Raw genomic sequence first — 26,778 nt, 5'->3', positions numbered from 1 at the left:
CAGGGGCGTGGTCGGGCGCTTGCGGGGAATCTCATGAAACGTCGTGGGCATCAGGCGAATCGTTATAGGTATAGAAGAGGCGGCAGTTTACCTGATGCATCGCCCCCTGCCCACGCGTTGGTCTTCTTTGGCGGATATGCCGTCAGTGGCGGCGCTCGACGATATACCGGGCCAGCTCGCGCAAAGGCTCGGCTGCCGCGTCAAACGGTCGCAGGGCGTGCAGAGCCTGATCGCGCAACTCCAGGGCATAGGCCTTGGCCGCGTCCAGACCCAGCAGGGCCGGGTAGGTCGGCTTGTCACGGGCAATGTCGGCGCCCTGGCGCTTGCCGAGGGTGGCGGTATCGCTTTCGACGTCGAGGATGTCGTCCTGCACCTGAAAGGCCAGACCGATGGCTTGTGCATAAGTCTGCAGGGCCTTGAGTTCATCCGGCTCGGCACGGCCGCTGGCCAGGGCGCCGAGTTTGATGCTGACTTCGATCAGCGCGCCGGTCTTGTGCCGGTGCATTTGTTCGAGGGCTTGCTGATCGAGCTTCAGCCCCACCGAGCCGAGGTCGATGGCTTGGCCACCGACCATGCCCGCTGGGCCTGCGGCGTGAGCCAGCGCAGTGACCATTTGCAGGCGAATGTCGGCACTCAGATCGCTCAGGTGGGGGGCGAGCAGGGCGCTGAACGCCAGGCTTTGCAAGCCGTCACCGGCGAGTATCGCGCAGGCTTCATCGAATTTTTTGTGCGTGGTCGGCTGGCCGCGACGCAGATCGTCATCGTCCATTGCCGGCAAATCGTCGTGCACCAGCGAGTAAGCGTGGATCAGTTCAACGGCGCACGCTGCGCCGTTGGCCTGCTCAGCCTTGCCACCGAGCGCTTCACACGCGGCGTAGGCCAACAGTGGACGCACGCGTTTGCCGCCGTTCATCACGCTGTAGCGCATCGCTTCGTAAAGGCGCGCCAGTTCCGGCAAAGGGGCGTCGAACAGGCTTTGCAGTGCCGCGTTGACCCGGGCCTGGCTGGTCGCCGAATACGCTGCAATCATTCTGGCTGTTCCGCGTCGAAGGGTTCCTCGGCGAGTTCGCCATCACGCTCCAGCAGCACTTGCACCTTTTGCTCGGCTTGGGCCAGCGCTGCCTGGCAGTCACGGGTCAGCCCGATGCCCTGCTCGAAAGCGGTCAGCGAGTCTTCCAGCGACAATTCACCGTTCTCCAGACGCTCGACCAATGTTTGCAGGTCGGCGAGGGACTGTTCGAAATCCAGTGCAGCTTTTTTGCGGGCCATGGCGGCTATTTCCGGTTGACGTTAAACCGGCGCGACACTAGCAGATAGGGGGTTTATGGGCAAATGAGCGGGGACGCGTTAATGATCGGGTATGACGAAATATCTAGCTGATCAAACGAAGCAATATGTAGCGGAAAGGTGCCTCCTTCAAAAAATCATTCGCGACCAGAGGTTGTTCTTGCAGCAGGCTAACAAAGGCTTTTATCCATTTTTCCCGTTCAAGAACGAGCGCAGCGCTTTGAAGGCCAAGCATGTCTCTCGTTTGACGAACCACATGCTTCTCCCTTCTGCTGAGAGTAGGCATAGGCTCCAGTGAGCCATCCGACGACAGTGAGAACTGTTCGTTACAGCCGGGTGCAGGCTCAATCGGAAGGAGCCGGTCACCCTTTCGTTGGCCGCATCCATCTGACCGAATACATCCGTGTGCATAGTTGGTATAGGTGAACGTCAAGTGAGGATGCCCATCATTGCCGCGCTTGGGCTTGATGTGGTCGATTTGTCCGGTATCGGCTTCCAATGGCGTTTCGCAGTAGGCACAAAGCCCACCCTGATCGTGATGGAGACTTGCCTTCACGATTTTTTTCACCAAGTGAAAAGCAGCGCCATCGAATTCATTTGGCCCTGCTTGTGGATAGGCAGCATTGAAGTCCAGAAGCGCTTGCGGCATTACGGGGTTGTGAGCCAACTCAATCATTGCGCGTCTTCCTGACTTGCGCCGCAAGGAATGTCCAGAGCGTCATATCGGCTTCGGAGATTTCATAACCCGCTTCGTCCAGTTCCTGTTTCAACTGTTGCGCTTGCGGAGTCATGCCCGCGCCATCTCGAAATAGCTGTTCATAGGCGTGCGCTGTTTCGACTATCGGCATCGGTGGACGGGTGCTCACATTCATGACCCCGGCCAGGGCATCTCCTGACTTCTGTGCCAAAGGACTCATTGCCGGTTGTTCCGAGATCCATCCTTGTTCGTCTCTATGAATCACACGGATCTGTTCACGGTTCACGGTGGTCAGTACTTGAGGACTATGCGTGCTCACGATGAACTGGATCTTGGGAAATGCCCTGCGTAAGGCTGCCAGAACTTGTTGTTGCCAGGCAGGATGCAGATGCAGGTCGACTTCATCAATGAGAACAATGCCTTCTGTCAGCAAAGGCGCCTGATCTTGAAACTGACCATTCAAGCGTGCACAACGAAAGGCCATGTCGGCGGTAAGCGAAATCATGGCTCGAACACCATCGCTGAGCAGGCTGATAGGTAACAGTCCATGATCTGGGTGGGACATTGCGAGATCTTCGAAACTGAGGCTGTAATGAAAGTTACTCCACCCTTCATTCTCCAGAACCAGATTCACGGCATTTTGAATCCCGGCGATTCTGGGTTGTAGATCTGACTCTTCATACCCCGGTAATTCCCGCTGCTGGAGAAGTGCCATTGTCGCCTTGCGCATCCATTGCTGCATTTGTACAAAGTTGGAAGCAGAGGACAGGCAGTCTTCATAGCCCATGGTTCGGCTGGCGCTAACCACGGCTTTACGCGAGCTATTGTTATGGGTTATCCACAATCGTCCGGCAGGGTAATAGCTAACCAGCGGCAAGGCTGTTGCTACTTTGGAACGCAGCGAGTCCTGGAGTTTTTTGCCCCAGTTCGCCAGAGCGGATGCTTCTTTTGTCGTAGTACGGCTTTTGGGGCCATGCAATGCTCTTTGCCACTCGATATCTGGCTCCTCAAGCGCTGCATCGATAATGACAGGAAAGTTTTGTTCATTTTCGAAACTGTTGCCCAGACGCACATAACGAGCGTCTGTCCGCTCGATATGTTTGGATTTTCCCATATCAAAAGCACCGACAAATGGTCCAAGAGCGGTTGCGATGGCCTCAAGAATTGTAGTTTTACCTTGCCCGTTACGTGCGGCAATGACCGTCAGTTCAGGATGGAAATCGATTTCGATCTCTTCGAATCGACGGAAATCCTTTAATTTCAGTTTGCGCAGCTTCACAGGTCCACCTCTGGTCTCCTACCGTCCTTGCCGACGGTTTTTCTGGCAGTAGTTGACCATGAGATGACCTTGAGCTCCAGTTGAAATAGTGCTTTGAGTTCGCGCCAGTCATGCCTCTGGCCAAGGCAAAACCGGAGGTCTTGCCAGCCAGGATTGGCCATTTCGCGTGGGGTGATTGGATCAGGCTGCTTATTCGGCTCATTTCGTGAGCCGAATAAGCCCGCTATTCGGCTCACACCCAATAAATGTGCGTGATTCCCACCGCAAAAGCAGATGTATCCGATTGTTAAAAAACTACTAAATCGCTACTCTTCGCGCCTTCTACGACCTGGCAGTCACGGGTCTTTCAGACGAAACGCAGTTTCCACCGCTGTGAAGTACCGAGGATCGGGTGCAAGGTTTCGTTCAGGCATGGCAGGAGGCGTTACATGCGTTCATTTCTTTGGCTGCTGATCGGGTTGGCCTGTGCGCCTGCGCTGTGGGCTGCGCCGAGTGCCGAGTTGTCGGAACCGGTGGGCGGCTGGCGCTATCACGGGTTGCTTGATCGCAGCGAAAACCCGCAAGTCGCCTATCCGACGCCGCCGATCGATCGCGGTATCCAGCGCAATCGCACGATGATTCAAGGCCAGCTCAAGGCCGTCGGCCACATGCGCCCGCCGCACAGTCTCGCCGTGAATGGCAATCCGCTGAATTTGTACACCGATGACCAGGGCCGTTTCGCCCGGCCGTACGCGTTCGGCGCCGGTTCCAACAGTGTCGAAGTGATCAGCGCCGAGGGCCAGTCGCTCAAGCGCGTGCAATTTTATGAAGCAAATAACCTGCGCACGCCGGCGAGAATTCGTCTTGTCTTGGGGTGGGACGATCCGAAAGCCGAACTCGATCTGCACATTGTCACACCCGACGGCCAACATGCGTTCTGGGCGCGGCCGGCGCTGAGCAATGGCGGCGGTCTGGACCCGGATGGCGTCGATGGCCCCGGCCCGGAAATGTTCACCATGACGGCTCCGTTGCACGGTACCTATCTGGTTTACGTCAACTATTGGGGCAACTTCGGCAACGGCGGCTATAACTTCGAGGAGACCAGCAACCAGAACGAGGTGATCACCTCGCAAATCACGCTGGTACTCAACGAAAACACTGTCGACGAAAAACGCGAGACGTTCATCGTGCCCCTGAGGGCGATCGGTGATCTGCTGCTGGTCAAGACTTTCAACTATTAAGCATCCCGCAACACGGATGAACTTCGGGTTTTGTGAATATGAGTGATAACGCTGCTTCTCCGGCCGTCCCGACACCGGCCGGCAAACCTTCCCGACGCTGGCCGGCGCTGCTGATCGGGCTATGCCTGGTGGCCGGCGTGGCGGGTGGTTTTGGCTGGCTGCTGCTCAAGCCCAAAACACCGCCGGCCGAGCTTGCCAGTGACAAGCTCGGCCTGAGCCGTCCCGATGCGCTGCTGGAAACCCGCTCCCTGAGCCAGTTGCCCAAAGACCTGCTGACGGTGCCGTTCCTCAAAGCCACGCTCACCGAAGATTTCGTCTTCTATTACGAAACCCACGGCGACCGACTCGGGCTGATCGGCAGCCTGCGCCGGATCATCTACGAGCATGATCTGAAATTGCAGGACAGCCTGATCGAACAGCTTTTTGATCAACCGGCGGACGTAGCGCTATGGCGCGGGGCTGATGGCCGGTTGAAGGATTTCCTGTTGGTGATGGATCGCGGCGGGCTGGCGAAAATGCTGGAGCCGCTGGCGAAAGTGGCGCTGGATGACACGCAACTCAGCGTGTTCGGCAAACTTGAAGTCGGCAGCGACGAGGTGCCGCTTTATCAGCTCAGCTACAACGCCAGTAAATCCCTGTTGTTCGCCTCGCACGGCGACAAACTGGTGGTGCTGTCCAACCCTTCGAAATACTACGAGGCAGAAAACGGCCCGTCCGAAGAGTGGGGGCACGTTTCGCCTCAAGCGCTGGCGGCACTGCTCAATGGCGACAAACTGTTCCCGCAAGCGTTCGGCTTGCCGGCCAAGGCGCCAGAGATCAAACAACGCCTGTCGGTGAATTCCAGCGTGCTCGCCATGGGGTATCAGCGCTTTATCCCGAACTTCGCCGGGCTGCGTTTCGACATGGACGACAAGGGCTGGCACAGCTACCTGGCCATGGACGAGCTGGACAACCAGCCGGACTTCGATTTCAAACCGGTGTGGCGAGCCATGCCGCTGGGCGCCAGTGCCTGTGTGACCTTGCCGGTGGCGGCCGAACCGCAGAAACCGCTGCTGGTGAAACTCGGCGCCGAAGAGGCGGTAGCGCAGACACTCACCGAGCACGTGGCTGGCGCGGCGGGCCTTTGCTGGTACGCCGATTCGCGGCTGTACACGCCATTGTTGGTCGCCAGTTTGAAGGATGAGGACAACAGCAAACTCGACGGCGATCTCGGCAAACTGTTTGGCTCGATGGTCGGCGCCTTCGAGCCAAACGTCGAAGAAAGTGTCTTCCCGGTGATCGAGAAGCAAGAAGGCCAAAGCCACGTCTGGCGGCGTCAGGTCAGCTCGAATTTCGGCCCATACGCAGCAAAAACCGCCGAGAACCCGGACGCGATCAGTGGCCGGGCGTTCATGAACGTCAGCCTCGCCCGCCACGGTTCGACGCTGCTGTTTTCCCTCGACGACAAACTGGTCGACAAAGCGCTCGGCACCCTCGACAAACGCTTCCCGCCGATGGCCGATGTGCTGCCCAAAGACGTACTGATGCCGATCTATTTCGGCCCTGACTCGATGGCGCAACTGATGCAGCAGGAAACCCTCGACAGCCTGCCGCAGGACATGGAACCGGTGTTCTACAACGCCGCGCAAACCTACCTGATCCCGAAACTGCGCACCCTCGGCGGTTACGGCAAATATGCCCTGACGTTGCCCGAAGGCAGCGAGCCCGATGGCCACTGGCAATGGCTGCCGCTGGAATGGAAAGCGCTGTGACGACACTGATCCGCAGCCTCGGCTTGCTCGCGCTGTTGCTCAGCGCGGGTGCCCGCGCCATGGAGGCACCGGCGCTTGATCCGGCGCAGTCCCAGGTCTTTCGTGCCTGGTTCGTACGCATCGCCCAAGAGCAACTGAGCCAGGGCCCGAGCCCGCGTTGGTACCAGCAGGACTGCGCCGGCCTGGTGCGTTTTGCTGCCAACGAAGCGCTGAAAGTCCATGACAACAAATGGCTGCGCAGCAACGGCCTGTCCAACCGCTATCTGCCGCCGGAGCTGTCGCTGAACGATGACCAGCGCAAGCTCGCCCAGCAATGGCAACAGGGCGGCGGCAAGGTCGGGCCGTACGTCAACGCGATCAAACTGATTCAGTTCAACAGTCATCTGGTCAGCCGCGACGTGTCTCAGGCACGCCCCGGCGACCTGATGTTTTTCGATCAGGGCGACGACCAGCACCTGATGATCTGGATGGGCCGCTACATCGCCTATCACACTGGCACCACCACCCCTACTGACAACGGCATGCGTTCGGCAAGCCTGCAGCAACTCATGACATGGAAGGACACCCGATGGATACCCGACGCAGCCAACCCCAACTTCATCGGCGTCTATCGACTGAACTTTCTCTCCCAATGACCGGTGCCCGCATGTTGCGACTCTGCGCAAAAATTCCTCTGTTGCTGGCACTGCTGCTGCCGCTGGCGACTGTTAATGCCGACGATTCGGTGGAGCCGAGCGGCTACACGCCGGTGTCCGGTGAAAGCTTCTTCCTGCTGGCCGACAGCAGTTTTGCGGCGGACGAACAGGCGATGGTGCGCCTCGAAGCACCGGGCCGTGACTACCGTCGTTTCCGCATGGAACCTTACGGCGGCGCCGACATTCGCGTGTACCGCATCGACAAACCACTGGATTTCCTCAAGCGCCAGAAGAACCTGCACCGCGTGGTCAGCGACGGCCAGTTCAAGGGCGAAGGTCTGTCCAATACCCTCGCGTACCTGTGGGACAACTGGTACCGCAAATCGCGGCGGGTGATGCAGCGCGCGTTCTCTTACGAGTCGCGCAAACAGGTCACCGAGGAAGTGCCGGAACTGAAGATGGGCAACGCCATCGCCGCACCGACCCCGTATGACGCGCAACCGCAATTCGCGCTGATTCCGGGTCTGCCGGTGGTCAGCCAGTTCCGTTATCCGCTGTGGCAGGCCAAGCCGATCCAGCCGCCGGCCGGGGTCAATCTGGCCGGGTCTTCGAGCGATTTCGTCAGCGTCGCGCCGGGCAACGTCTACATTCCGCTGGGCAACCTGAAACCCGGTCTGTACCTGGTCGAAGCGCTGATCGGCAAGTACCGCGCGACCACCATGGTTTTCGTCTCCAACACCGTGGCTGTGAGCAAAATTGCCGGTGATGAATTACTGGTCTGGGCTGCGCGCAAACATGAAGGCAGTTCGGTGCCGAAGGTCAATGTGCTGTGGACTGACGGCCTCGGCGTGATGAGCAGCGGTGCTACTGATGCGGATGGTTTGCTGCGCCTGAAACACGTCAGCCCTGAGCGTTCATTCGTGATCGGCGAGGACGAAGAGGGCGGGGTGTTCGTCTCGGAAAACTTCTATTACGACAGCGAAATCTACGACACCAAGCTCTATGCGTTCACCGACCGCCCGTTGTATCGCCCGGGCGACTGGGTGTCGCTGAAGATCGTCGGTCGTGAGTTCAAGAACGCACGGGATTCGGTGCTGCCGGGTGCGGCGGACGTCAATGTCAGCGTGCTCGACGCCACCGGCACCGAACTGCAACGAATGGATCTGAAGCTCGATTCGAAGGCCGGCACTCAGGGCCGTTTCCAGTTGCCGGACAACGCCGTGGCCGGTGGTTATGAGCTCCGTTTCAACTACAAGGACCAGGCGTACAGCAGTGCGTTCCGTGTGGCGGAGTACATCAAGCCGCACTTCGAAATCTCGCTGAATCTGGCCAAGCAGGATTACCGCACCGGCGAACCGGTCAAAGGCAGTCTGGTGTTGCTGTACCCGGACGGCAAACCGGTGGCCAACGCCAAACTGACCCTGAGCCTGCGCGCCCAGCAACTGTCGATGGTCGACAACGAACTGCAATACCTGGGGCAATTCCCGGTGGAATTGACCAGCACCGAATTGACCACCGACAGCAAGGGCAACGCCAGCCTCGACCTGCCGGCCGCCGACAAACCGAGCCGCTACATGCTCACCGTGTTTGCCAGCGATGGAGCGGCGTATCGGGTCAAGACCACCAAGGAAATCCTTATCGACCGTGGCGCCGCGAGTTTTCGCTTGAGCGCGCCGCAACGCTTCAGTGCGGTCAACGACAAAGTCGCGTTCAGCTACGCCAACGAAGGTGGCAGCGAGCAAAGCAAAGCCGTGACGCCGAGCACTTATGGCTGGGTGCGTCTGGAGGATCAGAGCACGGGCGAAGGTAAACTGGCGGCCAGCGATAAAGGCTTCAGCCTCGCTTTTGAACGTCCGGGCACCTACAACCTGACCTTGAAAGATCAGCACGGTCGCGTCCTCGGCGCTACTGCGCATTCGGTCACCGGCGACGGCGTCAAAGCCGTGCCGGGCACCGTGGAAATTGTCCTCGATAAACCCGAGTACAAGGCTGGCGATGAAGCGTTGGCGCTGATCACCTTCCCGGAACCGGTCAGCGATGCCTTGCTGTCGCTGGAGCGCGACAAGGTCGAAGCCACCGCGCTGTTGGCCAAGGGCGGCGACTGGCTGAAACTGGAAAAACTCAGCGACACCCAATACCGCGCACGCATCCCGGTGAAGGACAACTTTGCGCCGAACCTGACCTTCTCCGTGCTGTACACCAAGGGCGGTCAGTACAGCTTCCAGAATGCCGGGATCAAAGTGGTCGCGCCGCAAATCGACGTGGCGATCAGCACCGACAAAACGGTGTATCTGCCGGGCGACACCGTCACCGTCGACCTGACCACGCAGTTCGCCGGCAAAGCCGTACCGGCGCACCTGACCGTCAGCGTCGTCGATGAAATGGTCTACGCGCTGCAACCGGAAGTCGCGCCGACCATCGACCAGTTCTTCTACCACCCGCGCCGCAACAACGTGCGCACCAGCGCCAGCCTGTCGTTCATCAGTTACGACGTGGCGTTGCCGGGCAGTCCTGGCGCGCCGGGCAAGGCCAACCGCAGTGAGCGTGGCGTGAAAGTGCTGGAGCGTCCGCGTCGCGAAGACGTCGACACCGCCGCATGGCAACCAGAGTTGCTGACCGGCGCCGACGGCAAAACCCGTTTCACTTTCAAAATGCCGGACTCGCTGACCCGCTGGCGCATCACGGCCCGGGCGATTGCCGATGACGGTCAGGTCGGGCAGAAGAAACAGTTCGTCCGTTCGGAAAAACCGCTGTACCTGAAGTGGAGCGGGCCGAGCAAATTCCGTAAGGGCGATCAGCCGCAACTCGGTGTATTCGCTTTCAGTCAGGCCGAGAAACCGGTCAAGGCTGAGCTGGTGACCCATTACGCCGGCGCCGAACAACGCCTGCCGGTGACCCTGAATAACGGCATCAACTATGTGCCGCTGCCGGCATTTGCGTTGGCTTCGGGCGAGTGGACAGCGGAACTGGTGCAGGACGGCAAAATCGCTGATGCCTTGGCCGTGCGCTTGAGCGCGACCGGCGATGGCTGGCAAGTGACGCAGACGCAAAGCCTTGATGTAGCCAGCGGCGACACGGCGTTGAGCCTGCCGGCGGACGCCACCGATATTCGCCTGCGCCTGGATGACAGCCCGCAAGCGCTGTTCCGTTCCGCCCTCGACGATCTGCTGAGCTACCCGTACGGCGGCGTCGAGCAGACGGCCAGCCGTTTGCTGCCGCTGAGCATCGCCTATCCGTCGCTGGCCTCGAGCCCGCAGATCCGTGATCGCTTGCGCCTGATCATGCAGAACAGCCGTCTACGTCTGGTGCAAATGGCCGGGCCGTCAGCGAGCTTCACTTGGTGGGGCTATGCCGGTGAGCCCGATGCATTCCTCACCGCGTACGCCTACTACGCTGACTGGAACGCCAGCCAGGTGCTGGAACTGACCTTGCCGCCAGAGCACTGGCAGCGAGTGTTGGAGGTTTACGCCAAACAGGCGCCGAACACACCGTTGCTGAAACGGGCGCTGATATTGTCGTTCGCCAAGCAAATGCGCTTGCCGGTCAACACGTTGCTCAGCGGTTTGATGGAGGATCTGGCAAAGGCCGGTGAAGGTAATGCCGAGACGCTGATGGACGACGGCCAGGACAGCCTGGTGATGAGCGATCCGGATTCGGCTTTGGGTCTGGCGGCGGCGCGGGTCTTGACCGCCTCGCTGGCCACGCAATCGAAAGTCTCCTTGCCTGAAACCTTCAGTCGACAGGTGGGTGCGGCACAACAGCGTCTGGCCGTGAGCTCGCAGCCGTTTGCCGAAGCGCTGAACCTGTCGCTGCAAGCGTTTGATCAGGCCCGTGCCACGGCGTTGTTGCAACGTCTGCTGCCACAGCAATCGACCCTCGAACGTGCGCTGGCGCTGAGCTGGTTGCAGCGCAGCATCGCCCAGGCGTCGCCGACCATCGCGCTGATGCCGGGTGAAGGCTGGAAGAAAAACTACGGCGCAACCGGCGAGATGTTCTGGACGTGGCAGGGCGCGACGCCGGTGCCGAGTGTGTTGTCGGTGTCTGGCACTCAAGAGCGTCCGCTGCGTGCGGCGCTGAGCTTCCAGACCCAGCAACCGGCCGTCGATCCGATGGCCGTGACCATCACCCGTCGCCTGTCGCGATTGGTGCCGGGCGACGAAGCGTTCACTTTCAAACTGGAGCCGGTCGGCACTAAACCGCTGTCCAGCGACAGCCTGTATCTGGACGAAGTGATCCTCACCAGCAAAGCCCCCAAACCGCTGCGCTACGGCATGCTCGAAGTGCCGCTGCCACCGGGCGCCGATGTCGAGCGCACCACCTGGGGCATCAAGTTGCAGGGCAAGGACGGCACCGAACCGACCTCGCTGGAGAAGGCGCGTTTCGAGCCGGGACAACTGGCCTACGCGGTGCCAGTGGATGCCCTGAGCGGCGAGTTGCGTCTGCGCCATTTGGTGCGCTTCTCGCAGAAGGGCCGGTTCAACCTGCCGCCGGTGCGTTTCACTCAGGTCTACGCGCCACAGCATCAGGCCCAGGAAGCGAAAGCTGCCCTTGGTCAGGTCACGGTCAACTGACATGAGCCGGCCGTTGCTGTGGCTGCTGATGTGTGTGATTCCTGCGCTGGCGACGGCGCAGGATGAGCCGCTGCGCGTGGCTTACAAAGGTGAGCTGTTGTCGCTGAGTACGACGCAACTGATTGCTCGTGAACCGTTGCCTTCGACCCTGGATGCGCCGCTGGGCAGTCTTTGGAAGCTGTTTGTCTACGCGTGGCTGGTGGATACCGGCGCTCGGGAGCCGGCATATGAATGTCGCGGGCAGTCGAAAGAGGAAGTCTATTGCTGCTCGGCGGGCGGCAAGATCGAGCGGGATCAGGCGTTGGTGAAGTCGTGTGGGCTGTATTTCGAGCCGGCGCGGTTGGGGATTTCTTCCAGCGATTGGCGAACCTACTGGCAGGCGCGAAAGGCGCCATTGTGGTTGCTGGATTTGCCGTCGGTGCAACCGGCCACGCGGGTTTCGGTGAGTGAGCTGCTGGGCGTTCTGGCGTTGCTGCCAGCTCAAGAACAGATGCGCCGCGTATTGCTCGACGTGGTGCTCAATGCTGCCGACGGCAATGTCGTCGGTGAGCTCGGCGGGCGCTTGCGGGTGAAAACCTGGAGCTGGCTCGGCGATCATGACCGGCAGTCGCGACAGGGCGGATTTGCCGGATGGACAGCGGACGGCTCGCCGGTTTGGGCCGGTGGGCGCGGCACCAGTCAGATGGTTTTACGGCATTACGGTGCTGCACTGGCGACGGTGTTGCCAGTTGTGTGGCCGGCAGAGACGAGACGTTGTGTCGAAGTCGGACTGTTCTCGCGCTATCCCGTTGTGCGGGTTCTGGCTGGCGAACGGGTCGTGACTTCTGGCCCGTTGCAGGGCGACTACCGTGTTGATTTCGCCAACGGCAACGCGTTGGATATCCACAGCGACGGCGAACTGTTTCTGCTCAATGACAAACTCGTCGCAAGGCTGGATCGCGAAGAATACGTTGCCCGTGTCCTTGATCGCGAAGCCAAACCCGAACCTGGCGAAGCCGCCAAAGCACTGGCCGTGGCGATCCGTACCTATTTGCTGCAAAACGCCACACGCCACGGCGATTGCCTGAGCATCGACGACAGCAGCAATCGCCAGCGGGTCGCCCCGCGCCCGGCATCGGTGCAATCGCGCAACATCGCCGCCTGGACGGCCGATCTGGTGTTGGCCGGCAGCACCGTCACCTATCACTCTGACCAACCTGGCCCGGACAAATTGGCCTGGCAGCAAGCCGTCGAACAAGCCAACGCCGGCCAGCGCTACGACGCAATCCTGCTGCACGCCTATCCCCGCGCCAGCCTCAGCCGCTGGGATAACCCGGTCGCCTCCTGCGAAGCACTGCCCGCCGCGCAAGACTGGCTGCAAAAACAGCGACGCGGCTGGCGCCCGAAGCTGGAAAGCGAAACCGGCTACAACGAAGTCAGCACGTTCGCCGTGTGCAAACTCGCGTTCGGCCGCCCCTTCGTCGACCGCGAACGCCAGCGCATCTATGTGCGCGGCGTACTGACCTTGCAGGACCGCCTCGACCTGACCCACGAATATCTGCACCTGGCCTTTGAAGCACATCCCAACGGCCAGGATGAAACCTACATCGAAGGGCTCGCCCGTCACCTTTTGCTGGAATAGACCATGACACTCCGTTATCCACAGGTCTTGTTGCTGCTCTGCACGCTGACCGCGTTATCGCCGACTATGGCCGCCGACAGCATCAAACTCGACACCCCGGTTGGCGGCTGGCGCACCGGCGCGCCGGGCGGCGAGGGCGAGAGCTTTCGTCAGACCGTCAACTACCCGGCCTCCTCGGTGAACACCCCGGTCGGCCAAGCCAACACAGCGCGCATCAGCGGCCAGATCAACGCCAGCCCGAAGAGCAATGAACCCGGTCGACTGATCGTCAACGGCGTCAGCATGCCGCTGAAAATCGACGCCGCCGGCCGCTTCGACCGTCCGTTCTCCTTCCCCAACGGCAGCAACAGCGTCGAAGTGCGCAGCCCCGACGGCCAACAACGCCGCCGCACCCAATTCCTCAACACCAGTGGCGGCGCCACCCCGCCAAAACTGCGCGTGCTGCTGGCCTGGGACAGCGACGGCACCGACCTCGACCTGCACCTCGTCACCCCCGACGGCGCCCACATCTGGTACGGCAACCGCGTCGCCCCCAACGGCGGCGCCCTCGACGTCGACGTCACCACCGGCTACGGCCCGGAAATCTTCGCCATGCCGGCGCCGATCAAGGGGCAGTATCTGGTGTATGTGAACTACTACGGTGGCGGGTATCGCAGCGATGAAGATGGCGGGGATGAAGCCGCGCAACCGCTGACGACTGCGCAGGTAACGGTGATCACTGAGGAAGGCACACCAAACGAGAAGATGGAGACGTTTCTGATCCCGATGCGGGCGGTGGGGGAGTTGACGTTGGTGAAGGCGTTTAGTTATCCGTGAGGGATATATTGCGCTGCAAGTTTCTGCCTGATTTCGGAGGATCGCAGGCATTGAACCGGCTCAGGACTGAGGTGACAGCCGGTCTTGCGCAATCTCGTAAGCGGCCTCTCGCTCACGCTTCCCGATAGCGACTACGAACACCACGATATCTTGATCAAGCACCTGATAGATCAAGCGATAGCCAGCGCTCTTCAGCTTCACTTTGTGACAGTCTGGTAGCTCGCGAAGTCAATTAGCTTCTATTCGAGGATTCTCTAACACCTCAGCGAGCTTCTTTTTGAACTGCTGGCGAATCGTATCGCCCAGATTGTTCCACTCCTTTTAGAGCACGACGATCGAACTCAAGGTTATAGGTCATCCAGACTTACCTTGACTCGCTGAGGAGCGGCGAGACGTTCGGTGACTTCGGTGATGAGTGCGTCATCTTCCTCGCTGAGCAAGGCCGCTTTGAACGGCAGCTTGCCCCGCTCGGCGACGTATTGGAGTGTCTGGCGCAAAAGCTCTGAGGGGGTTACGCCGAGCTTTTCCAACTCGGCGAAGGAGCGCTGCTTCAGTTCATCGTCAATGCGAATATAGATGGAAGCGATGGTGACATACCTGTAATGACGTTTGTCGTTACGGTGGCAAGCAGCTTGCATATTCGACAAGCGCGAATTTACGTTCCAGACGGTAGGTTGGGTTTCTTTCAGGCATTAAAAAGCCGGCTTGTGGCCGGCTTCTCGGGGACTGGCTTGGTTTATTTTTGGTAAACCGCGCCAGCCTTCAAAACGTACACCCGGATCTGCGTCCGGCTGTGGGACTTGGTAGACGTTGGTCTGCCGCGTCGGGCGTCATCTGAGCCGCGGGAGCGGGTCGATGCGCGAATGTGGGGCGCAGGATACTGAGTTTTGCTTTGGATTCCCAGTGGGAAGTGCGAGTTAGAGCGATCTGACTGACCAAAATCCGAGATTTGTACTGTCTATCCGGGCCTCATCGCGAGCAGGCTCACTCCTACAGGGGAGGAGCAAGCCTTCGGTTTAGAGAAACGGTACCACCGGCCGGCGTTTGCTCAGCGTCGACCACCAGAACACCCAGCCCAATATATGAATCCGTTGCTCTTCTATCTGCGCGGGGCGGAACACTTCGTCCGGGTATTCGGCGCTGTTGTGGCTGCGCATTCGCAGGCCGTTGCCGGGCATGCGGTGCAGGTATTTGATGCGCAGCATGCCGTCGTGTTCGATGGCGTAGATCTCGCCATCCACCACTTGAGTGAGGCCGCGGTCGATGGCGACGATGGAGCCGTCTTCGATGCGGTCGGCCATGCTGTTGCCGATCATGTGCGCGCAGATGGCGTCGGAGTGACGGATTTCCAGTTGATCGAGGTGCGCGCGCAGCAGGCGGATGGATTGGTCTGTGTCGTGGATGACGTGGGTTTTGCCGGAGCCGTCGGTGAGGGGCGTTTCCTTGAAGAACACCAGATCGATGTCGTTGGGATCGATGACGGTGTAGACGCCGCGGATGGCATGGGCGTCGAAGGTGTCGCCATTGCTGGCGGGCGGCGTCAGGCTCGGCAACTCCTTTATGCCTTCGCCGGTCTTCAGCCATTCGCTGTTAACGGACAGCAGGCGTGAGACTTCTTCCATGCGATACGCCGGGACGCCCCGGGTGTACCAGTTGTGGACATTTTGGGCTTCCGTGCCCCAGAACTTTGCGAATCCCGTGGTGGTGATGTTCGCTGCTTCCAGGAGTGCCTTGAATCTTGGACCGCTAGTGTTCTTTCTCATAAACACGGAGTCTACGGCCGTGCTAGAGCGGTTTGAATAAACTTGGCGTTCAAAAAAAGGCTGAATTTTGCGACGGGATGTAAGCCCGTCTTGTGGGAAATTAAACAGGTTAAAACTTTGTTACGTCTGCTTTAAACGTTGCGTTTAAGCAGGATGTTCTCGCGCATAAAAAACCCCGTATCAAACGGGGTCTTCTTCAAGCATCACGCAGGTTGCAGGCGCTTAGCCTTTGTAGGCAGCAACCGACTTGGTGATCGCTTCGCGGGCGGCGTCTGCACCGGCCCAGCCTTCGATCTTGACCCATTTGCCTTTTTCGAGATCTTTGTAGTTCGCGAAGAAGTGCTCGATCTGCTGGATCAGCAGTGGCGGCAGGTCGGTGTATTCCTTCACGTCCACGTACAACTGGGACAGCTTGTCGTGTGGCACTGCGATGACTTTGGCATCGCCGCCGCCGTCGTCGGTCATGTTCAGGATGCCGACTGGACGGGCGCGGATCACCGAGCCTGGCGCAACCGGGTAAGGGGTCACGACCAGCACGTCGAGGGGATCACCGTCGTCAGCCAGGGTGTTCGGGATGTAACCGTAGTTGGCCGGGTAGAACATTGGGGTGGCCATGAAACGGTCAACGAACAGGCAATCGCTGTCTTTGTCGATTTCGTATTTGATCGGCGCGTGGTTGGCCGGGATCTCGATCGCGACGTAGATGTCGTTCGGCAGGTCTTTGCCAGCCGGAATCTTGCTGTAGCTCATTGGGCGTTGCCCCCGTAGTTGACCAAAAACACTTGGCCGGATTGACCAAAAAGTGGCGGCGATTATAGGCATATTCCGCCGCCGATGCCACGCACCGAAAGTCGTGCAGACCTTAGTCGTGAGCCTGATAGACCGGGTCTTGGGCCTGAAGTTGCCGCAGCCTGCCCAGTGGATCCTGCCGGTAGAAAAGCTTCAGTTGCAAGTAGACCTGTGGATAAGCCTTGTGCAGCAGATCGGGTGCGCTGAAGAAGTATTCGCTGGTGACGGCGAAGAACTCGGCAGGATTTTCGGCCGCGTAGGGATCGATGGCGGTTTCGGCGTCCGGATTGCGGTCTAGTTGGCGGTTGAGGTCGTCGTAGGCCTTTTGCATCACCTCGGCCCAGTCGCTGACGCGCATGTCGGCGTGCAGCGGCGGCAGGCCGTTGGCATCGCCGTTGAGCATGTCGAGTTTGTGCGCCAGTTCGTGGATGACCAGGTTGTAACCTTCCCAGCCACCACTGGCCATTACGCCCGGCCAGGCCAGGATGATCGGCCCCTGTTGCCAGGCCTCGCCGCTGTGTTCGCCATCCCATTCATGTTCGACGCCGCTGGCATCGCGATGGCGCTGCGGGCTGAGGAAGTCATCGGGATAGAGGACGATCTCGTGAAAACCCTGGTACCAGTTCAGATCGCCCAGATTGAGCAATGGCAACTGGGCTTGAGCGGCAAGCAGCAGGCGTTGTTCCTGGTGCAGTTCAACGCCGGGCAGGGCGGTCAGGTGTTTTTCTTCGAGAAACAGCACGCAGGCTTCACGCAGCCATTGGTCTTGGGCTGCACTGATGCCGTCGAGAAAGCTCAGGTGATGGCGCACCCGTTGCCACAGGTCGTCGGCAATCGGGTGCCTGGCCAGGATGCGCCGGCGACGCCAGGCGCTCAGTGACCACATCGGCTTAGTGCGATTGGGCTTTGGCGCTGCCGAGTCGGCTGCGTACCACGCCAATGATCATCGGCACCAGCGACAGCAGGATGATGCCGAGCACCAGCAACGACAGGTTTTTCTTGATGAATGGCACGTTGCCGAAGAAGTAACCCAAGGTCACCAGACCACCGACCCACAGCACCGTGCCGAACACACTGAAGCCGAAGAAGCGCGGGTAAGGCATCTTCGCCACACCGGCGACGAATGGCGCGAAGGTGCGAATGATGGGCAGGAAGCGCGCCAGGGTCACGGTTTTGCCACCGTGCTTGTCGTAGAAGTCGTGGGTTTGTTGCAGGTAGTCGCGACGGAAGATTTTCGAGTTGGGGTTACTGAACAGTTTTTCGCCGACTGTTCGTCCGATCACGTAATTGGTGCTGTCGCCCATGATCGCTGCCAGCATCAGCAGACCGCCCAACAGGACTGGGTCCATGCCACCGCCTGCCGCTACAGCACCGGCGATGAACAACAGCGAATCACCTGGCAGGAAGGGCATCACCACCAGACCGGTTTCACAGAAAATCACCAGAAACAGAATGGCGTAGATCCAGGGCCCATAGTTGTTCACCAGCAAGTCGAGGTAAACGTCGAGATGCAGGATAAGGTCGAGCGGGTTGAAATCCATGGGGGCACCAGTGTGGCGGCCCGACTCTGCAGGCCTGTGCGGATGACTTCGTGTAAGCCTACATCGAGGTGTAGTTTTTCTTACAAGCCGGAAAGCTCGGGATTATACGGTCTGAGAGGTGAAAAGCGCGTTGGTTTTGTAGCGAGGGATGTCCGGGTGTGAACAATTGTCAGGGACGATGGGGGGGCGTGACGCTAAAAGATCGCGCCCTTCGGCGGCGCCTACATTGCAATGAGTTGTTCTGTAGGCACTGCCGAAGGCTGCGATCTTTTGGGTTCAGAGCTCGTCGCTGATCGGCAGCACGTAGTTCTTGAACTCGGTGTCTTCCTTGAACCCGATGGACTCGTAGGTTTTCTGTGCCACTTCGTTATCGGCACTGGTGGAAACGCGCATGCGCACGGCCTGGGTTTCCTTGGCCATTTTCTTCGCGGTGCGGATCAGGTTGTCGGCGACCAGTTGGCGGCGGGCGTCTTCGGCGACATAGATGTCGTTGAGGATCCACACGCGCTTGAGCGACAACGAAGAGAAACTTGGATAGAGCTGACAGAAGCCCATCAGCTTCTTGTCGTCATCGTCGGCGAGGGCCAGATAGATCACCGATTCCTTGCGGCGCAGGCGTTTTTCGAGAAACGCGCGGGAGGAATCCGGGTAAGGCAGTGAACCGTAGAACTCACGATAGGTGACGAACATCGGAGTCAGTAAATCCAGGTGTTCGAGGGTCGCTTGAATAATCCGCATGATAGGTCTCGTCTTCAAGTGGCTGTCTTCAACTGCTCTGACGGCGATGGGAAACCCTGGCGGCCGTGCGTCGATCCTGCCTGATACCGGCGCAGAAACGCAATGCGGAATCGGTTCAGGTTGTCGACGGGCCGAGTAGGAAGTTTCCTTTCATGTCCGCACCGGCGTCCGACTCCAGCGTCTGAACCTGTGCTTCGTCCTTCAGATTGACCCCCGACAGTTGCCGTCGGCAGGCTTCGCGCATCAGGTACAGCAAGCGATGTGCCGCCATGCCGTAGCTCAAGCCCTCAAGCCGCACATTGGAAATGCAGTTGCGGTAGGCATCGGTCAGCCCGATCTTTGGATTGTAGGTGAAATACACCCCCAGGCTGTCGGGCGAACTGAGGCCCGGGCGTTCGCCAATCAGCATCACCAGCATTTTTGCACCCAGCCGTTCACCTATTTCATCGCCGACCGCGACGCGGCCCTGTTCCACGAGGATGACCGGCGCAGCGGACCAGCCATCGGCGCTCATTTGCTCTTCCAGTCGGGTCAGCAGTGGCAGCGTGTGGCGATGCACGGCCAGCGCCGACAAACCATCGGCGACGACAATCGCCAGATCCACGCCGCCGGGATTGGTCGCCGCATAGTCGCGCAGAGCCTGGGCTGAGTCATCACTCAACTTGCGCCCCAGATCGGGGCGTTGCAGGTAGCTGTTGCGATCCACCGCCGCGCTGTGCAGCAGCAACGTCTGGCGCCCGCGCTCATTGAGTTGGGCGCTGAGCCCGGCATGATCGAACGGCAGATGCACCGCATCCCGCGCCTGGGCGTGGGCGAACTGGAAATCCAGTTGTGCGCGGGTCGGCAGGCTGGTGCCGGTGCGGCCGAGGGCGATCCGCGCGGGGGTCAGGCGACGCAGTTCCAGCCATGGGTTTTGCGGGTCGACGGGCGGGTTTTCCATAAGACTCATCCCAGTTGCGCCAAGGCCTGGCGGAAGGCCGGCGGCAGGTTGTTGCCGAAGCGAACCTTGCCGTCCGCCTGAGTGAAAATGCCCATGTTCGCCAGCCATTGCTCGAATTCCGGCGCCGGTTTCAGGCCCAGGGTCTGGCGGGCGTAGAGCGCGTCGTGGAACGAGGTGGTCTGGTAGTTGAGCATGATGTCGTCGGAGCCGGGGATGCCCATGATGAAGTTGATCCCGGCGACACCCAAGAGGGTCAGCAGGGTGTCCATGTCGTCCTGATCGGCCTCGGCGTGGTTGGTGTAGCAGATGTCGCAACCCATCGGCACGCCGAGCAACTTGCCACAGAAGTGGTCTTCGAGGCCGGCGCGAATGATCTGTTTGCCGTTGTAGAGGTATTCCGGGCCGATAAATCCTACGACGGTGTTCACCAGAAACGGCTTGAAATGGCGGGCCACAGCGTAGGCTCGGGTCTCGCAGGTCTGTTGATCGACGCCATGGTGGGCGTTGGCCGACAGGGCGCTGCCCTGACCGGTTTCGAAATACATCAGGTTTTGCCCAAGGGTGCCGCGGTTCAGGCTTAAACCGGCGTCGTAGCCTTCCTGCAACACATTCAGGTTGATACCGAAACTGGCGTTGGCCGCTTCGGTGCCGGCGATCGACTGGAACACCAGGTCCAACGGCACGCCACGGTTGATCGCTTCGATGGAGGTGGTGACGTGGGTCAGCACGCAGGCTTGGGTCGGAATGTCGTAGCGCTGGATGATCGCGTCGAGCATTTCCAGCATCGCGCAGATTGAGGCGATGCTGTCGGTGGCCGGGTTGATGCCGATCATCGCGTCGCCGTTGCCGTACAGCAGACCGTCAAGAATGCTTGCGGCAATGCCGGACGGCTCGTCGGTCGGGTGGTTGGGTTGCAGGCGAGTTGACAGGCGCCCGCGCAGGCCGAGGGTGCCGCGAAACTTGGTCACTACGCGGATTTTCTGCGCCACCAACACCAGATCCTGCACGCGCATGATCTTCGACACGGCGGCGACCATTTCCGGGGTCAGGCCGGGCGCGAGATTACGCAGGCTGGTTTCATCGGCGGCCTCGCTGAGCAGCCAGTCGCGAAAACCGCCGACGGTGAGGTGGCTGACCACGGCGAAGGCCTGTTTGTCATGGGTGTCGATGATCAGGCGGGTGACTTCATCGGACTCATAGGGAATCAGCACTTCTTGCAGAAAGTGCGTGAGCGGGATATCGGCCAGCGCCATTTGCGCGGCCACGCGCTCACCGTCGTTGAGCGCGGCGACACCGGCGAGAAAGTCCCCGGAACGTGCCGGGCTGGCCTTGGCCATGACGTCCTTGAGGCTGTCGAAGCGATAGGTCTGGGCGCCGACGGAATGGGCAAATGCGGCCATGGGGCGGTGTCCTCCTGATTCTGTGGATAACTCAATCCCCTGTGGGCGCGGGCTTGCTCGCGAATACGTAGTGTCAGGCGACATCATTGTTGAATGACACGCCGCATTCGCGAGCAAGCCCCCTCCCACATTGGATCTCCATGCACTTCAATAATGCGGGCACCGGGCGCAAGGCCCGGTACCGGTGCAACTAGATACCTTCGAGCATAGCGTCTGTCGGTGCGTCGGCGCGTTGCTTGGCGGTCAACTGGAAATACAGATACCCAATGGCCATGAAACCAAGGAACACACAGCCGATCAGCGTGTTGAACCACGCCATCGCCACCAGGCACACCACGGCCAGAAACAGCGCGATGGCCGGCACCACCGGATAGCCCGGGGCGCGGAAGGTGCGTTCCAGGTTCGGCTCGGTTTTGCGCAGTTTGAACAGGCTGAGCATGCTGATGATGTACATCACGATCGCGCCGAATACCGACATGGTGATCATCGCCGCGGTCAGCGTCATGCCTTGCAGATTGACCAGGCCGTCGCTGTAGATCGCAGCGATGCCGATCACGCCACCGGCCAGAATCGCGCGATGGGGCGTCTGGAACCGCGAGAGTTTGGCCAGACTTTTCGGCAGGTAACCGGCGCGGGCGAGGGCGAAGAACTGACGCGAGTAGCCAAGAATGATGCCGTGGAAACTCGCCACCAGACCGAACAGGCCGATCCAGACCAGCATGTGCATCCATGACGAATTGTTGCCGACCACCGCTTTCATGGCCTGCGGCAGCGGATCGTTGATGTTCGACAGTTGGCGCCAGTCGCCAACGCCGCCGGCCATCACCATCACGCCGATGGCGAGGAACACCAAAGTCAGGATGCCGCTGACATAAGCCTTGGGAATGGTGCGTTTCGGGTCTTTGGCTTCCTCGGCCGCCATGGCCGCACCTTCGATGGCGAGGAAGAACCAGATCGCGAACGGTATCGCGGCAAAGATCCCGGGGATCGAACCCAGGGTGAACTCGTTGGAGCCCGACCAGCCGTTGAGCACGAAATTGCTGAAACTGAAGCCCGGCGCGACCACGCCCATGAACACCAGCAATTCGGCGACGGCCAGCACAGTGACCACCAACTCAAAGGTCGCGGCGATGCTTACGCCGAGAATGTTCAGGGTCATGAACACGAAATAGGCGCCGACTGCAGCGATCTTCGGATCAAGCTCGGGGTATTGCACATTGAGGTAGGCGCCGATGGCCATCGCGATGGCCGGTGGTGCGAAGACGAACTCGATCAGCGTGGCGATGCCGGCGATCAACCCGCCTTTTTCGCCGAACGCCCGACGGCTGTAGGCAAACGGCCCGCCGGCGTGAGGAATCGCGGTGGTCAATTCGGTGAAACTGAAGATGAAGCAGGTGTACATGGTCGCGACCATCAGGGCCGTGACCAGAAAACCCAAGGTGCCTGCGGTGCCCCAGCCGTAACTCCAGCCGAAGTATTCGCCGGAAATCACCAGGCCGACAGCAATGCCCCATAGGTGCAGGGTGCCGAGTGTGGGTTTGAGTTGTGTGGTGGTAGTCATAAGTCCTCGCTGTCTTTTTTATTGTTTGATCTGTTGGACTTTCGGGTGTGGCGGTTGGGGTGGATGAGTGCTGTTCACGCAGCGGCAGTTTTTCTGCAAATCCTGAATGACGGGTACGCAAGGGCCGTGCCAGAGCGGCCAGCCTTTGGTGGTGTGTCAGTCAGGGCGCCATCGCTGGCAAGCCAGCTCCCACAGTGATCTGAGTCGAACTCAAAAAGTGGATTCACCCACAACCCTGTGGGAGCTGGCTTGCCAGCGATAGCGGTCGATAGGGCGACACAGAATCATCTGTGTCGCCCCGGGTTTTAGAAGAAGCCCAGCGGATTGATGTCGTAGCTCACCAGCAGGTTTTTGGTCTGCTGATAGTGGTCGAGCATCATCTTGTGGGTTTCACGGCCAACGCCGGACTTCTTGTACCCGCCGAACGCGGCATGCGCCGGGTACAGGTGGTAGCAGTTGGTCCACACGCGACCGGCCTTGATCGCCCGGCCCATGCGGTAGGCGCGGTTGATGTCGCGGGTCCACAGGCCCGCACCGAGGCCGAACTCGGTGTCGTTGGCGATGGCCAAGGCTTCGGCTTCGTCCTTGAACGTGGTGATGCTCACCACTGGGCCGAAGATTTCTTCCTGGAACACGCGCATTTTGTTGGTGCCCTTGAGCAGGGTCGGCTGGATGTAATACCCGGTCGACAGATTGCCCTCGAGTTTTTCCACCTTGCCGCCCGTCAGCAGTTCGGCGCCTTCGCCCTTGGCGATTTCCAGGTACGAAAGGATCTTGTCGAATTGTTGCTCGGACGCTTGGGCACCGACCATGGTGTCGGTGTCCAGCGGGTCGCCACGTTTGATCGACAGGACCTTCTTCATCACCACTTTCATGAATTCGTCGTAGATCGATTCCTGTACCAGCGCGCGGGAAGGGCAGGTGCAGACTTCGCCCTGATTGAAGAACGCCAGCACCAGACCTTCAGCGGCCTTCTCAATGAAGGTCGGCTCGGCCTGCATGATGTCTTCGAAGAAGATGTTCGGCGACTTGCCACCCAGTTCGACGGTGGACGGAATGATGTTCTCGGCGGCGCACTTCATGATGTGCGAGCCGACCGGGGTCGAACCGGTGAAGGCGATCTTGGCGATGCGTTTGCTGGTGGCGAGGGCTTCGCCGGCTTCTTTGCCGAAGCCTTGCACCACGTTGAGTACGCCCGGTGGCAGCAGGTCGCCGATCACTTCCATCAGCACACAGATGCCCAGTGGCGTTTGCTCGGCCGGTTTGAGCACCACGCAGTTGCCGGCGGCCAGCGCCGGGGCGAGTTTCCACGCGGCCATCAGCAGCGGGAAGTTCCACGGGATGATCTGACCGACCACGCCCAGCGGTTCATGAATGTGATACGCCACGGTGTTGCCGTCGATTTCGGCAGCGCTGCCTTCCTGGGCACGCAGGCAGCCAGCGAAGTAACGGAAATGGTCGGCCGCCAGCGGGATGTCGGCGTTGAGGGTTTCGCGGATGGCTTTGCCGTTGTCCCAGGTTTCGGTGATTGCCAGCAGTTCGAGGTTCTGTTCGATGCGGTCGGCAATTTTCAGCAGGATCAGCGAGCGCGCCTGCACGGAGGTCGCGCCCCACGCATCGGCTGCGGCGTGGGCAGCGTCCAGTGCCTTGTCGATGTCTTCGGCAGTGGAGCGCGGGAATTCGGCAATCGGTTGGCCATTCACTGGCGAGGTGTTGGTGAAGTACTGACCTTTGACAGGCGCGACGAACTCGCCGCCGATGTAGTTACCGTACTTGCTCTTGAACGAGACTTTGGCGCCTTCAGTACCGGGGTGAGCGTAACGCATGATGATGTTCTCCTTGGCTTTGTACTTATTAGAGAAACGCGCAAGTGCGCTTGCTATAAGCGTAGAGCAAAGGTTGGGCCACTGCCGTGCAGGTCAGGTAAATCAAGGCCTTGCGTGGTTTTTGTCGGACGGGCGGAGCGCACCTGTGACGGTTTCGGTACAGCGGGGGTGACAGTTTGTACTGTTATCGGCACAGCCAGTGACCGGGCAGTCTCGCCAGCATTGCAATGCGTCGGTGGCTGGAGGATGCTGGGCGTCACCTCAAGCATTGGGCCGTCGAGCCTCGGGGAGAACAATAAGAAATGCACGACAACCATTTGAGTCGCCATGCCCAGCAGGTTCTCACGGCCACCCAGGGCAAACCGCACCTGCACGGGCCCGGTGCCGATCCTTCGATTGCCCGCTCGTGGCTGCGTTGTCTTGAGGACTATCACCTCGACCCGGCCCTGGCCATGGCGCCCACCGTGCTCGAACACGGGCGCGTGCTTGAAAGCCGCGAGCGTCTGCAACAGGTTCTGCAGATCGCCGGCAATGAAATGAGCAGCCTGCATCAACAACTGTCCGGCGCCGGTCATGCGGTGTTGCTGACCGATGCGCGTGGGGTGATCCTCAACTGCGTCACCGCGCCCGCCGAGCGCAGGATTTTCGAGCGCGCCGGCCTCTGGCTGGGGGCTGACTGGAGCGAAGCCTGTGAAGGCACCAACGGCATCGGCACTTGCCTGGTCGAGCGTCAGGCGCTGACCATCCATCAAGATGAACACTTTCGCGGCCGTCACACCGGCCTGACCTGCTCGGCGAGCCCGGTGTTCGACCCGCACGGCGAACTGTTGGCGGTGCTCGACGTGTCTTCCGCGCGCCACGACGTCTCGCGCCAGAGCCAGTTCCACACCATGGCGCTGGTCAATCTGTCGGCGAAGATGATCGAGAGTTGCTACTTCCTGCGCTGTTTCGATAACCAATGGTTGCTGCGTTTTCATTTGCAGGCCGAGTCCGTCGGACTGTTCAGCGAAGGCTTGCTGGCGTTTGACGGGGAAGGGCGGATCAGTGCGGTCAACCAGAGTGCGCTGAACCTGCTCGGGCATATTCGCGGTAGGTTGCTCGGCCAACCGGTCGAGGCGTTTTTCGATTGTTCGCTGGATGAGTTGCTGGGCCGCGCGAGTGCCAACGCCAGCGCCAGTTGGCCGCTGCGCACCCGTGACGGGCGACATTTGTTTGCCGTGTTGCGTGGCGAGTCGCGTAAACCGATGCCGATCATCCCGGCCCCCATCAAACCCGAGCCTGCGCGCCTGTCGGGGATCTGCCTCGGTGATGCGGCGCTGCAAGCGGACTTTCGTAAAGCCCTGCGCGTGTTCGAGCGCGATGTACCGCTGCTGATCAACGGTGAAACCGGCTCCGGCAAAGAGGCTTTCGCAAAGGCTGTGCATCAGGCCAGTCAACGATCGAACAGGGCGTTTGTCGCGCTCAACTGTGCGGCAATCCCCGAGAGCCTGATCGAGAGCGAACTGTTCGGCTATCGCGGCGGCAGCTTCACCGGCGCCCGCAAGGACGGTATGCGCGGCAAGTTGCAGCAGGCCGATGGCGGTACGTTGTTCCTTGATGAAATCGGCGACATGCCGCTGGCCTTGCAGACTCGCTTGTTGCGGGTGCTGGAAGATCGGCAGGTGGTGCCGATTGGCGGTGAGCCCGAAGCGGTCAACGTGCGGATCATCAGCGCGACCCACCGCAATCTGCTGGGACGGGTCGAGGACGGCAGTTTCCGTGAGGATCTGTATTACCGGCTCAATGGGTTGGAAGTGGCGTTGCCGGCATTGTGTGATCGCAGTGACAAGTCGCAATTGCTGGATTTTCTGCTGGCCGAAGAGGCGAGTGGCGAAACAATCCTGATCGAAGAGCCGGCGCGTGCGGCGTTGCTGGCGTTCAACTGGCCGGGCAATGTGCGGCAGTTACGCAACGTGCTACGCACGTTGGCGGCGTTGTGTGATGACGGGCGGGTCGGGCTGGAGGATTTGCCGGCGATGATTCGACAAATGCGATCGAGGGTGGCTGTGGAGGTTTGTGCGGCCGAGCATCCACTTGAAGATGCCGAACGCTTGGCCTTGCTCGCTGCGCTGGAACAGACGCGGTGGCACATGACACAAACGGCGCAACAGCTTGGGGTCAGTCGCAATACGCTTTACAGAAAGCTGCGCAAACACGCTATCGCCCGCTAAACCGAGTCGCGCCATTCGCGAGCAGCCCGCTGTCACGAGGACGGCGCTGAGTTTGTGGGAGCGGGCTTGCTCGCGAAGGCGCGAAACACAAGGTGCGATTTCCCCCTCCCTACGCTAACCTGCGGCCATGTTT

At 60.1% G+C, this 26,778-nt stretch carries 21 protein-coding genes and 1 pseudogene; 7 read left to right on the top strand and 15 right to left on the bottom strand.

Annotation, left to right across the window (positions count from 1 at the left end; all coding sequences use genetic code 11):
• Window positions 1-142: 142 nt before the first annotated feature.
• The 4 genes from ispA to ACIOU6_RS07250 form a co-directional block, all read right to left on the bottom strand.
• On the bottom strand, window positions 143-1,030 hold the full coding sequence (ispA, locus tag ACIOU6_RS07265; protein ID WP_401135001.1) for a (2E,6E)-farnesyl diphosphate synthase: 888 nt from the start codon (window positions 1,028-1,030) through the stop codon (window positions 143-145).
• Entirely contained in the window at window positions 1,027-1,269 is a 243-nt protein-coding gene (locus tag ACIOU6_RS07260; protein ID WP_003228627.1) for an exodeoxyribonuclease VII small subunit, read from the bottom strand. The genes ispA and ACIOU6_RS07260 overlap by 4 nt, the downstream gene beginning before the upstream one ends.
• Window positions 1,270-1,372: 103 nt before the next feature.
• A complete protein-coding gene (locus ACIOU6_RS07255) occupies window positions 1,373-1,963 on the bottom strand; it encodes a retron system putative HNH endonuclease (RefSeq protein ID WP_339431313.1) in 591 nt (196 codons plus the stop codon).
• The gene (locus tag ACIOU6_RS07250) at window positions 1,956-3,263 is read right to left on the bottom strand and encodes an AAA family ATPase (RefSeq protein ID WP_339464748.1); all 1,308 of its coding nucleotides are present in this window, start codon (window positions 3,261-3,263) and stop codon (window positions 1,956-1,958) included. Before ACIOU6_RS07250 ends, ACIOU6_RS07255 begins: the two co-directional genes overlap by 8 nt.
• Before the next feature lie 428 nt (window positions 3,264-3,691).
• On the opposite strand from ACIOU6_RS07250, the gene ACIOU6_RS07245 reads away from it, so the two are divergent.
• Genes ACIOU6_RS07245 through ACIOU6_RS07220 form a run of 6 tightly spaced genes read left to right on the top strand, consistent with a single transcriptional unit; the run spans window position 3,692 to window position 13,877 of the window.
• Window positions 3,692-4,483 (top strand): YfaP family protein, encoded by a 792-nt coding sequence (locus ACIOU6_RS07245; RefSeq protein WP_401134997.1) that lies wholly within the window; start codon window positions 3,692-3,694, stop codon window positions 4,481-4,483.
• Window positions 4,484-4,521: 38 nt separating this feature from the next.
• On the top strand, window positions 4,522-6,234 hold the full coding sequence (locus ACIOU6_RS07240; RefSeq protein WP_221730233.1) for a DUF2138 domain-containing protein: 1,713 nt from the start codon (window positions 4,522-4,524) through the stop codon (window positions 6,232-6,234).
• Window positions 6,219-6,869, top strand: coding sequence for a DUF1175 domain-containing protein (locus ACIOU6_RS07235; protein ID WP_401135041.1), 651 nt, complete (start codon window positions 6,219-6,221; stop codon window positions 6,867-6,869). Before ACIOU6_RS07240 ends, ACIOU6_RS07235 begins: the two co-directional genes overlap by 16 nt.
• A complete protein-coding gene (locus ACIOU6_RS07230) occupies window positions 6,866-11,440 on the top strand; it encodes an alpha-2-macroglobulin family protein (protein WP_401134994.1) in 4,575 nt (1,524 codons plus the stop codon). The genes ACIOU6_RS07235 and ACIOU6_RS07230 overlap by 4 nt, the downstream gene beginning before the upstream one ends.
• 1 nt (window position 11,441) lies before the next feature.
• Window positions 11,442-13,061, top strand: coding sequence for a DUF2300 domain-containing protein (locus ACIOU6_RS07225; protein WP_401134992.1), 1,620 nt, complete (start codon window positions 11,442-11,444; stop codon window positions 13,059-13,061).
• Between the two features lie 3 nt (window positions 13,062-13,064).
• On the top strand, window positions 13,065-13,877 hold the full coding sequence (locus ACIOU6_RS07220; RefSeq protein ID WP_221730231.1) for a YfaP family protein: 813 nt from the start codon (window positions 13,065-13,067) through the stop codon (window positions 13,875-13,877).
• A 60-nt stretch (window positions 13,878-13,937) separates the two neighbouring features.
• Here ACIOU6_RS07220 and ACIOU6_RS07215 read toward each other — a convergent pair.
• The 11 genes and pseudogenes from ACIOU6_RS07215 to ACIOU6_RS07165 form a co-directional block, all read right to left on the bottom strand.
• A pseudogene (locus ACIOU6_RS07215) lies at window positions 13,938-14,235 on the bottom strand (type II toxin-antitoxin system RelE/ParE family toxin).
• Window positions 14,225-14,464: a type II toxin-antitoxin system RelB/DinJ family antitoxin gene (locus ACIOU6_RS07210; protein WP_401135039.1), complete on the bottom strand. Its 240-nt coding sequence runs from the start codon at window positions 14,462-14,464 to the stop codon at window positions 14,225-14,227. Before ACIOU6_RS07210 ends, ACIOU6_RS07215 begins: the two are co-directional and overlap by 11 nt.
• Window positions 14,465-14,893: 429 nt before the next feature.
• The gene (locus tag ACIOU6_RS07205; RefSeq protein WP_339493924.1) at window positions 14,894-15,640 is read right to left on the bottom strand and encodes a S24 family peptidase; all 747 of its coding nucleotides are present in this window, start codon (window positions 15,638-15,640) and stop codon (window positions 14,894-14,896) included.
• A 222-nt stretch (window positions 15,641-15,862) separates the two neighbouring features.
• On the bottom strand, window positions 15,863-16,390 hold the full coding sequence (gene ppa, locus ACIOU6_RS07200) for an inorganic diphosphatase (protein WP_003205933.1): 528 nt from the start codon (window positions 16,388-16,390) through the stop codon (window positions 15,863-15,865).
• Window positions 16,391-16,502: 112 nt separating this feature from the next.
• Window positions 16,503-17,315, bottom strand: a complete 813-nt coding sequence (locus ACIOU6_RS07195; RefSeq protein WP_221730214.1) for a zinc-dependent peptidase — start codon at window positions 17,313-17,315, stop codon at window positions 16,503-16,505.
• Between the two features lie 4 nt (window positions 17,316-17,319).
• Window positions 17,320-17,970, bottom strand: coding sequence for a DedA family protein (locus ACIOU6_RS07190; protein WP_339431325.1), 651 nt, complete (start codon window positions 17,968-17,970; stop codon window positions 17,320-17,322).
• A 276-nt stretch (window positions 17,971-18,246) separates the two neighbouring features.
• Window positions 18,247-18,708, bottom strand: coding sequence for an N-acetyltransferase (locus tag ACIOU6_RS07185; protein WP_221730212.1), 462 nt, complete (start codon window positions 18,706-18,708; stop codon window positions 18,247-18,249).
• Window positions 18,709-18,823: 115 nt separating this feature from the next.
• Window positions 18,824-19,648, bottom strand: a complete 825-nt coding sequence (eutC, locus tag ACIOU6_RS07180) for an ethanolamine ammonia-lyase subunit EutC (protein WP_401134986.1) — start codon at window positions 19,646-19,648, stop codon at window positions 18,824-18,826.
• A 5-nt stretch (window positions 19,649-19,653) separates the two neighbouring features.
• Window positions 19,654-21,048, bottom strand: a complete 1,395-nt coding sequence (locus ACIOU6_RS07175; protein WP_221730210.1) for an ethanolamine ammonia-lyase subunit EutB — start codon at window positions 21,046-21,048, stop codon at window positions 19,654-19,656.
• 190 nt (window positions 21,049-21,238) lie between these two features.
• Complete coding sequence (gene eat / locus ACIOU6_RS07170; RefSeq protein WP_401134984.1) at window positions 21,239-22,609, bottom strand: ethanolamine permease; 1,371 nt, start codon at window positions 22,607-22,609, stop codon at window positions 21,239-21,241.
• A 305-nt stretch (window positions 22,610-22,914) separates the two neighbouring features.
• Window positions 22,915-24,435 carry an aldehyde dehydrogenase family protein gene (locus tag ACIOU6_RS07165; protein ID WP_401134981.1) on the bottom strand — a complete coding sequence of 507 codons (1,521 nt, stop codon included), beginning with the start codon at window positions 24,433-24,435 and terminating at the stop codon, window positions 22,915-22,917.
• A gap of 302 nt (window positions 24,436-24,737) precedes the next feature.
• Here ACIOU6_RS07165 and ACIOU6_RS07160 point away from each other — a divergent pair, with 302 nt between their 5' ends.
• Window positions 24,738-26,645: a sigma-54-dependent Fis family transcriptional regulator gene (locus ACIOU6_RS07160; RefSeq protein ID WP_401134978.1), complete on the top strand. Its 1,908-nt coding sequence runs from the start codon at window positions 24,738-24,740 to the stop codon at window positions 26,643-26,645.
• Window positions 26,646-26,778: the final 133 nt, after the last annotated feature.

It is taken from the genome of Pseudomonas sp. NPDC087615 (genome assembly GCF_044743445.1).
Classification (GTDB): Bacteria; Pseudomonadota; Gammaproteobacteria; order Pseudomonadales; family Pseudomonadaceae; genus Aquipseudomonas; species Aquipseudomonas baetica_A.
Note: the sequence above shows the minus strand (reverse complement) of the source record. Positions and strands in the feature narration are given on the sequence as shown.

Coding starts and splice junctions, on each gene's coding strand:
- ispA (WP_401135001.1), bottom strand. CDS start 1,030: ATGATTGCAGCGTATTCGGCGACCAGCCAGGCCCGGGTCAACGCGGCA.
- ACIOU6_RS07260 (WP_003228627.1), bottom strand. CDS start 1,269: ATGGCCCGCAAAAAAGCTGCACTGGATTTCGAACAGTCCCTCGCCGAC.
- ACIOU6_RS07255 (WP_339431313.1), bottom strand. CDS start 1,963: ATGATTGAGTTGGCTCACAACCCCGTAATGCCGCAAGCGCTTCTGGAC.
- ACIOU6_RS07245 (WP_401134997.1), top strand. CDS start 3,692: ATGCGTTCATTTCTTTGGCTGCTGATCGGGTTGGCCTGTGCGCCTGCG.
- ACIOU6_RS07240 (WP_221730233.1), top strand. CDS start 4,522: ATGAGTGATAACGCTGCTTCTCCGGCCGTCCCGACACCGGCCGGCAAA.
- ACIOU6_RS07235 (WP_401135041.1), top strand. CDS start 6,219: ATGGAAAGCGCTGTGACGACACTGATCCGCAGCCTCGGCTTGCTCGCG.
- ACIOU6_RS07230 (WP_401134994.1), top strand. CDS start 6,866: ATGACCGGTGCCCGCATGTTGCGACTCTGCGCAAAAATTCCTCTGTTG.
- ACIOU6_RS07225 (WP_401134992.1), top strand. CDS start 11,442: ATGAGCCGGCCGTTGCTGTGGCTGCTGATGTGTGTGATTCCTGCGCTG.
- ACIOU6_RS07220 (WP_221730231.1), top strand. CDS start 13,065: ATGACACTCCGTTATCCACAGGTCTTGTTGCTGCTCTGCACGCTGACC.
- ACIOU6_RS07205 (WP_339493924.1), bottom strand. CDS start 15,640: ATGAGAAAGAACACTAGCGGTCCAAGATTCAAGGCACTCCTGGAAGCA.
- ppa (WP_003205933.1), bottom strand. CDS start 16,390: ATGAGCTACAGCAAGATTCCGGCTGGCAAAGACCTGCCGAACGACATC.
- ACIOU6_RS07195 (WP_221730214.1), bottom strand. CDS start 17,315: ATGTGGTCACTGAGCGCCTGGCGTCGCCGGCGCATCCTGGCCAGGCAC.
- ACIOU6_RS07190 (WP_339431325.1), bottom strand. CDS start 17,970: ATGGATTTCAACCCGCTCGACCTTATCCTGCATCTCGACGTTTACCTC.
- ACIOU6_RS07185 (WP_221730212.1), bottom strand. CDS start 18,708: ATGCGGATTATTCAAGCGACCCTCGAACACCTGGATTTACTGACTCCG.
- eutC (WP_401134986.1), bottom strand. CDS start 19,648: ATGGAAAACCCGCCCGTCGACCCGCAAAACCCATGGCTGGAACTGCGT.
- ACIOU6_RS07175 (WP_221730210.1), bottom strand. CDS start 21,048: ATGGCCGCATTTGCCCATTCCGTCGGCGCCCAGACCTATCGCTTCGAC.
- eat (WP_401134984.1), bottom strand. CDS start 22,609: ATGACTACCACCACACAACTCAAACCCACACTCGGCACCCTGCACCTA.
- ACIOU6_RS07165 (WP_401134981.1), bottom strand. CDS start 24,435: ATGCGTTACGCTCACCCCGGTACTGAAGGCGCCAAAGTCTCGTTCAAG.
- ACIOU6_RS07160 (WP_401134978.1), top strand. CDS start 24,738: ATGCACGACAACCATTTGAGTCGCCATGCCCAGCAGGTTCTCACGGCC.